Source organism: Candidatus Dependentiae bacterium (assembly GCA_035445995.1).
Classification (GTDB): domain Bacteria; phylum Babelota; class Babeliae; order Babelales; family Vermiphilaceae; genus DAOMRS01.
On the sequence record DAOMRS010000001.1, the window covers coordinates 298,329 to 310,358 of the forward strand.

Consider the following 12,030-nt stretch of genomic DNA (forward strand, 5'->3'; position numbering starts at 1 on the left):
TTCATTTATTATTAAAAATAATAAGTGAAACAGCATTATTTTCTAATAGTAATCAGGAATATTGTATGCATAAGCATTTTTACCATATTATTCTATCTATCGTGGTAGGGACATCCATTCTGCAGGCTACTCCGGTAACCCCTGAACATATCAGGCAAAATACCCCCAGACTAATGCAGGCCATTGATAAAGCAGATCTTGAATCATTTATGGGTCTTTTTGACTTAACCTGCGTATATGACGCAGAAAACACTCGAGTACCTGGTCTTATTGACGCCTATACAGCCATGCTACAAAAACTTGAAATTCGTGCATCTACTCACCGCCAACAATTACAGCAAGAATGGCAAAAGTACCCTATACGCCTACTCACCTTTACAAAAGGGCTTGGGCAATGTGTAGGGGGCTTATATTTAACCGGAATGGCTCCTATGTATGCAGGTTGGCATCATGTCTCAGGTAACCAAATAACGCAAAAAATTGTCAGACCTATTACTCGTTTTTTACAACCTCGTTACTTACAAAAACCTTATGAAGTAGTACTAACAATGCCTACAAAATATGCTATTCCTGCGTTGACTGCTACCACAGTAGCCGGAGTATATAGCATACAAAATGGTATTAAGAATATGATTATTGGTTTTTATTATCGTGAGTACCTTGAACAAAAATTACAAGATCTACAAGCTATGTTGAACCGAATTGAAAAAGCAAAAGTCTTATTAGAAATTACTACGGGACAATATAACGATGATCAGGATGATGATATAACTGACTACATTCCTGCATAAGTTCACCTATTTTACAATAAAAAAAGACCCACAATTGATGGGTCTTTTTTATTATGTACTTGGTACCATATGATTTTATTAGGCCTTATTTTCTTCAAATACCCTTATCAATCGAGCAACATCCGGATCATGAGTACGATCTGTATTATTGAATGAATCAGCTACCCAAGACTCAATACCATCTCTCGTCTTGCGAATAACTACCGCTATCCAGTGTGTACCACCAGCTGCAGCAAGCTCTTTAAGCTTTTCATCAGTCAATTCTTGATCAGTAGTATTTTTATACGTAGTACGAACAACAAACGCATGAACAAACGCATCCTGACGCTTTAATCTCTGTATAGTAGAATACGTAGGTTCATTATATCGATTATCAATTAATGATGAATCTTCAATAATAGTAATACGACGTAACCTATCCAAATTGATCAAACTGGCAATATCATCATTGAATATATTATCAGTATATGGATTGGCTATGAGTCCATTTTGCGCCGATAGCTGTGTACCCTCAAACTTATTGTGTAATTCTTGCGCATCAAGATATCCCAAAATATTTTGCCATGCAGTTTGTCTGGACACCGTCTGATTAGGATATTTCACGTGCAAGGCATTGATAATCGTCTGAGCTTGTGTAGCTGATAGATCAATTTGTTGATTGCGCAATAAATTCTCAACTACCAGATCAACAATATTACTTAATGCATTTTGCTCTTCTTGTGTTAAGGTACGCAGAACATTCCCAGCAAAAATCCACTTCAATGCACCCCAGAATCCAACGAATGATTCTTTTTGTTCATCGGTAAGCACCATACATGCATGTAATTTATTTTTTAAATAACGTTTTGAATTTGATTCTATGCGTCGTCCTGCCACATGTTGGCGCCAGCGACCAGCATTGCCTTCAAACAGCTGTTGCCGCATACGTGTTGTATCAAATTGGACTTGTACGGGTGTCGGGAATAACATATCAAAACCTGATGGTACATAAAGCAATAGGTGTTGTGCATTGAGTAATGCATGATACCCACAACTCGCACCTGTTTGGTTTGCTACCTGAATTTGGGTTACAGACCGTTCAGAAACTGTATCTAATTCTTCTGGTCGTGTTGGTGCACTGCTTGATACTGCTTCTTTCTTGGCCTCATGAACCATATCTTCTGCTTTTTTGACTAACGTATTATCTTCTGATTTAGATAGCATTATGTCTTTTATTGGATTTGTACCTGTATCCACCTTATCTGGCACTGGCATGCCAAAAGAATGCGTACACAAACCATAAGCACCCGCTACCACCACTACCGTTGCAGCAATATTAAACAAATCACTTCGAGTAATTTTAGACCAATTTAAGGTAACTGCCTTCTTCCATGAATCAAGTACCTCTTGATAGTACTGATTTTTCTTTTGCTCTTGGGCAGCCAGAATAGGCTGGGTAGTCACTCCCAGTACGGCGACGGATAAACATACAAAAAATATGCGACGTAGAATAGTCATTATTAATGCCTCCATTTAAGGGTAAAACTGCCCTTGTATAGGTATTATTAACTATACCAGATACAGGGAAATCAACAACCGCCCCACCTTTTGGCATTACCATGAGAAAAGTTTACCTATAAATTACCTGGATATAGGTTAAATCATCGGAGATGAACCAGATTAGATATCATAGCCTCTCTGTCGATCTTTAATAGCCTATACCACCCTTCAACCACATACCCCATTGTGAAAAAGCGCTATTATTATTCACACATGCGCATGCCCATTCGACGTCAAAACCTGCGCCCAGATATGGTTTAAGGCGTTCTAGTTCAAACCACGTATGTCCAATATTAAAAAATAGCTTATGCGATAGCGCTTTAGGCAATGTAGCTGAACTAATATCAAGGTCATTTTTGGTCAACAAAATTGGAGGATTTGATGTATTAATTTGCGCTTGCATAAGATTAAATGCCGCCGCATCCGCTGCATTCAACTGTTGCAATGCCACATTACTTCCATCACTTGCCAGCGCAGGATTATCGGCATTTGCGTTTCTGAACTCGCTACCCGCAACAAAATTACCATCACCCTGCCCAGCATGCAGCGTAGCTTCATGTTGACTCACATTTAAACGTACAGGATCATTACTCACAAAACCATATACTTGTGCATCACCCTTAATTGCGTAACGATTATCCAAAAATGGTGGACAGCCACAACAATCAAGCTTCACATCTTCTTTACTGCGTGCCCATAAATTGTAACCAAGATCAAATTCAAATCCACTCGCACGTTGATACGCAAACTTGATTACTATATCCGCCTGCACAGCAATACTTACACAGGCATCAAGCGTTGTTGCATTAATTGCTGGCAAAATGCGCCCAGTATATTGATTAGGCGCATCCACTCCATTGATGTGTAAGTTTACCGAACTATCCGCAAATTCTTGCAACAACATGTAACGACTACCTGGCCCATTATTCAAATCAAATGAACGTTTTTGGGTATCTTTAAAAAGATGGGTAATATTTGCATCAAGATATATACACCACTGCGCATATTCATCTTCCCGTTCCCAAAACCTAATATGACTTGTTAGTCCTGCACCCAGCTCCCAATGATGCCCGTTACCAACAATAGCATCAAATAAAAATTCTTGATCCGGACGAGTACCAGTCGGGATTGAGGTACGCACGCTCAGTCCAAAATGCCTATCTTCCTTGAGCACCATGTCATACCCAAGTGCTATTTGCACATCACTCAGCCTGGATGCCACTTGGCGCCCAAATATTCTACCATATGCAAGTGGCTCTTTATCACCTACAAATTTTTTACTTCTAAATGCATCAAGTACATTGATAGGCATTTCATCACGATTTATTTGTTCTGCTCCCATGTACCCCGCCGGATAAAATGTAAACGTCGGGCACATAGTGCCATCATTATAGACCGTTTCATGTGGATGCAAATCCCACTTGGTATGTACAATCGGTACATGAATATCAAGAAACAAACCGTCTACAACTGAAGATAAATCTTGATACCAATCAAGATCCAACACTACATTGGAAATACGTGGTTTAAAGCATACGCAGCTCTTAAAACAAAATGGCAATCCAAAATAATCTGCTAACACATCTGATTCGCCGCGATTGTCGGCAAAGCTACCAGAAAAAACTACATGTTCTTTCCCAAATAAAAACTTTGCTATTTTTTCCGCTTGGAACGAACGCGTATATTCTAATGTTGCAAAAAGGTTACCATAACAATGAGGCTGATCTGCCATATGAATATGTTGCTGGCGGCCTACCAGCTCCAATGCTGCATTGACACTCTGCGACCGCGTAGAAAAGAACGATTTTTTGCCAAATGCATGCGCAGAAAACATGGTACAATTAAGCAATGCACCCACAAGAATTAAACGATAATTCATGAGACTCTCCTTTTGCTGACAGCTTCAACCAGGCCCGGCATTTATTCTAGAATACGCCTATAATAAGTGCAACAGTTTATAGATTCTATACAACAAAAATACCCACTACATAATCATAGTGGGTATGTGCTCACCCAGAGCACACAAGGGTTATAACTCAAATCTGCTGTCAATTGACTATCTTTTCTATATGTAAACTTATATTTATACCATGATTTGCCAAAAAAAATATGCTAAACTATGGTAAAATAGATAAAAAAGGTAACGAAGCTTATCACTTTGCATAACCCGGATCAAAGATAACTATGAAAGTAAATAGAAAAAAAGGATTTTTTTCCATATCAGCGGTAGCTAAAATGTTCTCTGTTCACCAGCAAACTATTCGTTTGTATGAAAAACAGGGGCTTATAACCCCCAAACGATCTGAAGGCGGCACGCGCCTATTTTCAGAAGAAGATATTGATCGACTCGAAAACATCATCTATCTGACGCATGAACTTGGCATTAATCTGGCTGGTGTAGAGATGGTATTAAAGCTCAAAAAACAGATTAAGAAAATGCAAGATGATATGAACAAAGTGTTTGATCAAACACAAGAACAACTTGATAAAGACTCACAAGAAGCAAAAGATATTATTCAGCACAGCAGGCAAAAATTATTACGCATCAAACAAGAACAACAAGCATTGCAACAGCGTGAAGATACTACCATAGAACAACAGATTAATACCGAGCCACTCGATATTGATAATTGGGAAATAAAATACGAAGACGAATAGAGGTAAACACCATGATCTTTAACAAAATAAAAACCTTCATACTGCTTGCTAGCCTGAGCGGATTGCTCATGCTTTTGGGTGGATTGTTTGCTGGGCAATCAGGCATACAAGTTGCTTTTATCATGGCATTAGTATTTAATGGCATTGCTTATTTTTTCTCTGATCGCATTGTCTTGAGTATGTACCGAGCACAACCATTAAACCAAGAACAATATGGTTGGATATACGATATCGTACATGATCTTGCTCAAAGCATGCATTTACCTATGCCAAAACTCTGGCTTATACATAATGCTATGGCAAATGCATTTGCTACTGGTCGCAATCCAAAACATGCCTCAATCGCACTCACCACTGGCATTATAGATTTGCTTGATCAAGATGAGTTGCGTGGCGTACTTGCACATGAAATGGCGCATATTTATAACCGCGACATTTTAATCAGCACTATTGCAGCTACTCTTGCAACCGCAATTGGATACCTAGCAAATATGCTCAGATGGTCTGCCCTATGGGGGTCTAGTCATGATCGCAAACGCAATGAAAATCCATTGGGGTTATTACTCGTTGGTATACTTATGCCTATTGCTGCCATGATTATACAACTTGCAATTTCACGATCTCGAGAATATTTAGCAGATGAAACTGGTGCACATGCTTGCCACGATCCCCTTGCACTTGCCAGCGCATTAGAAAAATTACATAACCACCTGCCACATGCACATTTACACAATGCGAATGGACAACATGCAAGTACTGCATCACTTTTTATTGTACACCCATTCACCAGTAGCTCATGGAGCGCATTATTCTCAACGCACCCGCCAATGAGCTCACGTGTAGCGCGGCTTCGTGCCCTTTATGAAAAAATGTTTCCACTTGCCTAAAAAAATTGTAAGGCTAAAACCAACTAAGGGATTTCTACCATCCAAAATAAAGGGGCCTGATTATGATACACAATGACTTACAAGATGATGTACACGCGCAATTCACGCTCTCGTATGAATTATTATGCTTATTACGCTGGCTCATTGATCATGATGCAGAAAAATTAAAAAAGGTAATAAAAAAGGCAATAAGCTCTGAACAATTCTGCCAAGAAATTAAACAACTAGATGATATTAACCTAGCTGCACAAGCAGAAGACATGCAGCACAGCATCATAGATTTTTTTGGCATGCTCGAAGCGTTATTATTAGAATCCATGCATGAACAAGTGGAAAAACGAGCACGACAAAAAAACCTGATGCCTGCCGTGGAACAAATTGATTCAACTATCTGCGATGATGCTACGGTACGATTCAGCTTAGAAAAAACAACAAGCAAGATTGAAAAAAATCCTAATATCAATGCCAAAGAGCAGTTGTTCAAGGAATTGCTCAAGCGATGGAAACCACATAAAAAAAATATGTTGAATTAATGTAAACCCCCGAGTCAATCGGGGGTTTATTAGTTAATTAAAAAAGCCAACCTTTTCCAACGCGTGCCGCAACTCAAACATAGGCAACCCAACAATTGCTGGATATGATCCATCCACCATTTTTAAGAATTGTGCACCATATCCTTCTACTGCAATTGCACCTGCTGTTTGCATACCAATCGATCGTTCTAAATAAATATCAATCCATTCATCAGGAATATCAAAGATATATGATGCATGCACTACTTCTTCTATTTTCTGCTGCGTATACCAGGTACCTTGCCGCCATATTTTTTTCTCCAAACAAAAAGCAGAACACAAGCGAGCACCTTTACGCGCATCTTTAATTTTTGCAATCGCATCTGCACGGTCAGTTGGTTTGCCGTGCAATGTACCATCCAAACTTTGTGATAACGTATCAGCTGTTAAAACAAAACAAACCTCCCCTTCTTTTTTGCCATCCGATAAAATAAGGTGGTTCATTTTATGTCGTGCAATAGATTGCACCACGTGCGGTAATGAAAGTCCCCAGTCACACTGCGATTCATCTGCACGCTGATCAATTAAAGCAAAAGGAATTTGGCTGTCACGCAATAATTGCTGACGTGAAGGTGATTTAGAACCAAGTAATAATACGTTGTTAAAATTAATCATAAAAAAACTCTCATGGTATGAATAATAATTCCACCATGAGAGTATACCTGTAATTTATTATGTTGCCCAAAATTATTGGTTATCAGGTTTTAATAACTCAAGTACTCTTTGTTTGTTTTGTTGTGCTTGCTGTTGAGGTATGCGATCATATATATTTAATTGCAGGGTATCATTAATAATATCATAGGGCGTCTTACCTTGGTTGTTTTCTATATCCTTTCGAGCTCCGGCAGCAATTAACATATCGAGCAAATCATTTTCATCCTGAAAAAATTCACCAAATGCCATAAGTGAATAGTTAATTTTATTGGTTAAGATATGCAATGCAGTATCACCATCGTTATCTTGAATATTTGGGTTTATTCCTCTATACTTCAGCAAATATTTTAACGTTTCATATGCATTATACTGGATAGATAATTGTAATAATGTATATCCAAACTTATTTTGTACATTTGGATTAGCACCTGCTTGTATTAATAACAATGCAGCGGGTACCATACCTCTAAACGCCTCTGTATATACAAAACCAGGAGCTTTTTCTGAAATATCTTCCGCATAATTATTCAATAAATTCTTTAGTTTGTAGGTAGCAATCTCTGCCTGCATATCTTGCGGCAGATCCTTAATATGCTCCCTCAACTCTTCTTGCGCTTTTTCCACTTGTTCCTTTTGCATACAATTCATGTATGCCACATTTGCTAATAACATTATGATAGTAAAAATTTTTTTCACCATAACCCTCTTTTTTAGTTGACCGGTCGTCTTACAACAACCGGTCTATATTTATTTCTTTTTTATGATTGTGGTGGATTATCGCGGTATTCTTGTGCAAGTTGCAAGTCCTGCTCATAGGTATCGATTTTATTTTGTAGATCCTGGATTTGAGACTGATTTGCATTTTGTGCACGCAATTGATCAATTTGGTCTTGTAAATCATCAATTTGATTATTTAACTTATCCACGATATCATCCCATTGCCCTGCTTGAGCCATCGCCGGGAATCCCCATGCAAGATATATTCCTGTAGTCCATAGCAAAGGATACCATGAATAACCTACGCCCCACCAAGCACTATTGTGCCAAGAGCGATTGTAACCACGGTTATACCAATCACCACGATGCCCACGATGACCTTGCCAATTACGTTCGGTTGCGCGTCCGTGCATGCCGCCTAGATCTCTACCATGTCCTTCAAACGACCTGCTTCCACCCATACGACCACCGCCCATGTGCCCACCACCAAAGTGACCTCCGCCACCTCGAATAGCATGAACATGCGATACGCCCAAACCTGAAACACAGGTTAAAACAACCAAAGAAATTATTCGATAATTCATATTACAAACCTTTCAATTTATGATTGTGGTGGATTATCGCGATATTGTTGCGCAAGTTCTAAATCATCTTCCAATTTATCAAGCCTATCTTCTAGATCTTGAATTTGGGATTGACTTGCGTTCTGTGCACGCAATTGATCAATCTCATCTTGTAGACGATCAATCTCATCATTTAATTTATCTACAATACGATTCCATTCACCCGCTTGAGCCCAACCAGGGAACCCCCACGTCAGATACAAGCCAGTGTTCCAGAACCATGGATACCATGAATAGCCTAAGCCCCACCAACCACCATTGTACCAATAACGGTTGTAGCCTCGATTGTACCACCCACCTCTTCTATATCCTCTATATCCTCTGTTATAACCTCTATGGCCACGCCCTGACCAGCTACCACGACGTGCAGAAGCTGTTTGAACTCTACTTCTCCCGCTACCACTCGTTCTACGCACTGCAGCACCACTTCTGCCAGCAGGACGTACAGCAGCACCACGACGAGCTCCTGAATAGCGCATTCCTCCGGACCTCATGCCGCCACCTCGTCCGCCAGAAAATGATCGGCCACCACCGCCCATACGTGCTCCACCTCTGCCACCGCCTCTAGCAGCATCGACAAAAGATATATTCAAACCTGCAATACAGGTTAGAATAGCCAAAGAAATTATACGATGATTCATACTACAAACCTTTCAACATAGTTAATTAATACAGCCTATACTATATTAATTTTACTATTTGAAAATATACACTTGCAATGGTTTGCAAAAGAAAAGCGTTTTAAATAAGATGGTTTATTTATTAAAACCTGTATAAAGAGCTACATAAGCCGTTTGATTTGACCCTTCAATAAGATCAGGGCAAACTATCATTTCTCGAAAAAATCGAACGATCTTTAGCCCTGAGCTTGCCACGGTGGGTTAGAATGGATAGAAGATACTAAAATTGATTTATTTTTCTTCTTTATTCCCTTTAATAACATCTGACACATATTGATCTAGATACTTAGATTTTCTAATTAAATCAATAACCGCATGTTTTTTTCTTAACTGTGCATAATTTTTTAATTCATTATTTTCTTTTAATAAAATAATGCATCTCTTCTCTGTGTTTTCAATTTCTTCTAATCTTTGTTCAATCTCTTTAATATACTCTAATGCTGCACAATAAGCGTTAAGAAAATGTCGGCCATCTTTAAAATCTCCATGCTCTTCTTCTTTTTTATCAGATTCCAGTTTTTCTGAAATCTTTAGGCGTACACAAGAAAAGCTTTCTCTTTTTCCTGATCTAACTTCAAAAAAATTGCCTCCTTCAATAATAATAGGTTCTTTCTTACTAAATCGAGCACATGGCACTACAGCAAACATTCGTGACTTTGCACCAACTGCACTCATTTGTCTGAGCATAGGGTTGGTAGATAAAGTAAATAGCATGAACATAACCGAAAATAATTGAGATACACGCATAAAACTCTCCTTTGTAGTATATGATTATTTTTAACATCTGAGCGATTTTCAAAAGAATGAGCAAGATATTCTACTCATAGGTTAGTATACATACAAAAAGTAAATTAAAAAGAAGGATTCATTGATGGGAAAACATATGGCTATCAGTATGATGCGTAAATATGTAGATCAATTTGCACACATGATATAATCATTCGCACATTAAAAAAGGCCCATTATTGCGGGCCTTTTTACATAGTCAAATTGTGTTTTGTTATTTAGACGGCATATTTTCTTTTGGAATCAATAGATCTTGATTTTCCACATGTTTCATGATTTCCAAAATCAGTTCTTTTGGTAACCTAACAAAAGAACTGTTTGGACTGTAGTAACCCTTAATAACTTCCCATCGTCTTTCAAATTTAAGTGGATCATGTTGATATTCATAAAAAAAAGCAATATCAATGTCTTTTTGCATTGGCTTGACACCATTTTGAAGCAATTGTCGAATAACTTGTTGTTTTTCATTAAAACTAATATTTTTCAGCAAAGTGATTCCTATTAATGAATAACCTTGCAAATTTAAACCAGGAGCATTACGAGATATATCTATGAAGTCTAGTACATTGAGTTCTTTCACCCAACTAGCTGATACAGGATAAAATTTCAGAAGTTCTTTCTGAATAAAATCATTCTCTTCCCGCATACTCTCCATAAAACTATCCAATGATTCTTTTTGGGATTTCTCCATCGCTACTAGTAGTGGCATATTCATACAAAGCAATGATATTACCAAAATCGACAATTTTATGTTCATATTATTTACCCATATTTTATGACATATTTAACAATATATTTCTATTATAGTAATAACGAATTCAACGCTATAAGTAAAGTATAGGTTTTATTATTTGTTATAAAAACCGTTAATTTAATTATTCATGAGTTCTGAAGTTGAAGAAAAACGACAATTAATGAAATTGGCACTTTAGAACTTGACCATAACTGGCGAAAACCTGCACTGGGAACTGCATAAGCCGTTTGATTTGACCCTTCGACAAGCTCAGGGTGAGCGGAGAATTACGAGAATTGTACTAAATGGCTGCCCCTGGTACACCAGTTCCTGAACTACGAAATAGAATATGGTTTTATCCTTAATCATATTCAGACTGTTTCTCATGCATTGGGTATACAATTGAATACAGCATATTAGTTATCCCCTTGCTGCTCATCCATATAAATTATATTTGGTTCAACCATTTGGGATTTTTCATACAAATCTATGAAAAAGGCTATTTCATTATCAGAGAAAACATCATATTCCCTATCTTCGACATCTTCAACTCGAAATGCATCATTAATTCTTGTAATTTTTATGCACTCAAAAGTATATTCATATGCAATCGATTTTAGCTCTTTATCACAATAGATCTTTTTTAAAAAAGGATAGATATGATCATAATGTCTTGAAAAACACCAAAACTTACCTACTCTAATCTCATTATCCGGCTCATTAAGCGCCTCTTGCAAATCTTCTTTGAGTAATTTGATAGTCGTCATATTCGTGCCCGTCAGTAACCGCTTATTACTCCCTTGTATCATTAGCTTTCTGCGATTTCTTCTTCTTTAGTATTCAAGGGAGCACTCAAAGCGCCATATTGTATAACATTATCGGTATCCTTAGGATGATATTTTAAATACTCCATTAAAATTTCTTGAGCTTTTTCCAAATCAGCTTCGGTGTCTCCACGGGCTATTAATTTTGCTTGCTCTATTGCTGTACTTTTCATTTAATTTTTGGTTTCAAAAATAAATTCGCCATTTTCATACTTTATAATGACCTCTTTGGGTTTTACTTTACAGACTTTTTCATTCCAATCATTAATCAATTTCAAAAATTGATCTCTAGTTATCCTTAGTTCAACAGGATTATATAGATCTTCTGCATGCAAACTACTGAGCAAAATATAATCATCTTCTTTTTCCAAGTAAGTTGCGTTACTACTTGCACACAAAAATTTATCATTTAAAACAAAGTCCTTGAATGAATCTCCCCCTGAACACCCTACATCATCAGTAAAAAATAAACCTAAATTACCCATTTCTGTATTAGAAGCACCATTATAAGAATAATTACCATAATCAATATCTAATATAAGTCTTACAAAATTCATTTATTTTCC

General features: G+C 37.5%; 15 protein-coding genes. 4 read left to right on the forward strand and 11 right to left on the reverse strand.

All coding sequences use genetic code 11. The annotated features are described in order from the left end of the window. Window positions 1–65 precede the first annotated feature (65 nt). Window positions 66–791: a hypothetical protein gene (locus tag PK943_01500; protein HRN77889.1), complete on the forward strand. Its 726-nt coding sequence runs from the start codon at window positions 66–68 to the stop codon at window positions 789–791. Window positions 792–869: 78 nt separating this feature from the next. Here the strand turns inward: PK943_01500 and PK943_01505 are convergent, their stop codons facing one another. Together PK943_01505 and PK943_01510 are read right to left on the reverse strand one after the other, a co-directional pair. Continuing rightward, window positions 870–2,288: a hypothetical protein gene (locus PK943_01505; GenBank protein HRN77890.1), complete on the reverse strand. Its 1,419-nt coding sequence runs from the start codon at window positions 2,286–2,288 to the stop codon at window positions 870–872. A gap of 190 nt (window positions 2,289–2,478) precedes the next feature. Next, window positions 2,479–4,209: a hypothetical protein gene (locus PK943_01510; protein ID HRN77891.1), complete on the reverse strand. Its 1,731-nt coding sequence runs from the start codon at window positions 4,207–4,209 to the stop codon at window positions 2,479–2,481. 305 nt (window positions 4,210–4,514) lie between these two features. Between PK943_01510 and PK943_01515 the strand changes: the two genes are divergently transcribed. From PK943_01515 to PK943_01525, 3 genes are all read left to right on the forward strand, one after another. Continuing rightward, window positions 4,515–4,988, forward strand: coding sequence for a MerR family transcriptional regulator (locus PK943_01515; protein ID HRN77892.1), 474 nt, complete (start codon window positions 4,515–4,517; stop codon window positions 4,986–4,988). A gap of 11 nt (window positions 4,989–4,999) precedes the next feature. Then, window positions 5,000–5,875: a zinc metalloprotease HtpX gene (locus PK943_01520; protein HRN77893.1), complete on the forward strand. Its 876-nt coding sequence runs from the start codon at window positions 5,000–5,002 to the stop codon at window positions 5,873–5,875. 62 nt (window positions 5,876–5,937) lie between these two features. After that, a complete protein-coding gene (locus PK943_01525) occupies window positions 5,938–6,408 on the forward strand; it encodes a hypothetical protein (protein HRN77894.1) in 471 nt (156 codons plus the stop codon). Window positions 6,409–6,441: 33 nt separating this feature from the next. Here PK943_01525 and PK943_01530 read toward each other — a convergent pair whose 3' ends face one another. The 9 genes from PK943_01530 to PK943_01570 all read right to left on the reverse strand — a co-directional run bounded on the left by PK943_01530 (window position 6,442) and on the right by PK943_01570 (window position 12,021). Further along, complete coding sequence (locus PK943_01530; protein HRN77895.1) at window positions 6,442–7,062, reverse strand: Maf family protein; 621 nt, start codon at window positions 7,060–7,062, stop codon at window positions 6,442–6,444. Window positions 7,063–7,134: 72 nt separating this feature from the next. Continuing rightward, window positions 7,135–7,800, reverse strand: coding sequence for an ankyrin repeat domain-containing protein (locus tag PK943_01535; GenBank protein HRN77896.1), 666 nt, complete (start codon window positions 7,798–7,800; stop codon window positions 7,135–7,137). A gap of 59 nt (window positions 7,801–7,859) precedes the next feature. Beyond that, on the reverse strand, window positions 7,860–8,402 hold the full coding sequence (locus tag PK943_01540) for a hypothetical protein (protein ID HRN77897.1): 543 nt from the start codon (window positions 8,400–8,402) through the stop codon (window positions 7,860–7,862). A 17-nt stretch (window positions 8,403–8,419) separates the two neighbouring features. Next, window positions 8,420–9,082 carry a hypothetical protein gene (locus PK943_01545; GenBank protein ID HRN77898.1) on the reverse strand — a complete coding sequence of 221 codons (663 nt, stop codon included), beginning with the start codon at window positions 9,080–9,082 and terminating at the stop codon, window positions 8,420–8,422. Between the two features lie 270 nt (window positions 9,083–9,352). Continuing rightward, window positions 9,353–9,868, reverse strand: a complete 516-nt coding sequence (locus tag PK943_01550) for a hypothetical protein (protein ID HRN77899.1) — start codon at window positions 9,866–9,868, stop codon at window positions 9,353–9,355. Window positions 9,869–10,121: 253 nt separating this feature from the next. Continuing rightward, window positions 10,122–10,664, reverse strand: a complete 543-nt coding sequence (locus PK943_01555; GenBank protein HRN77900.1) for a hypothetical protein — start codon at window positions 10,662–10,664, stop codon at window positions 10,122–10,124. Between the two features lie 392 nt (window positions 10,665–11,056). Further along, a complete protein-coding gene (locus tag PK943_01560; protein HRN77901.1) occupies window positions 11,057–11,407 on the reverse strand; it encodes a hypothetical protein in 351 nt (116 codons plus the stop codon). 41 nt (window positions 11,408–11,448) lie between these two features. Beyond that, window positions 11,449–11,637 carry a hypothetical protein gene (locus tag PK943_01565; protein HRN77902.1) on the reverse strand — a complete coding sequence of 63 codons (189 nt, stop codon included), beginning with the start codon at window positions 11,635–11,637 and terminating at the stop codon, window positions 11,449–11,451. Then, complete coding sequence (locus tag PK943_01570; protein ID HRN77903.1) at window positions 11,638–12,021, reverse strand: hypothetical protein; 384 nt, start codon at window positions 12,019–12,021, stop codon at window positions 11,638–11,640. It lies immediately after the preceding gene. Window positions 12,022–12,030: the final 9 nt, after the last annotated feature.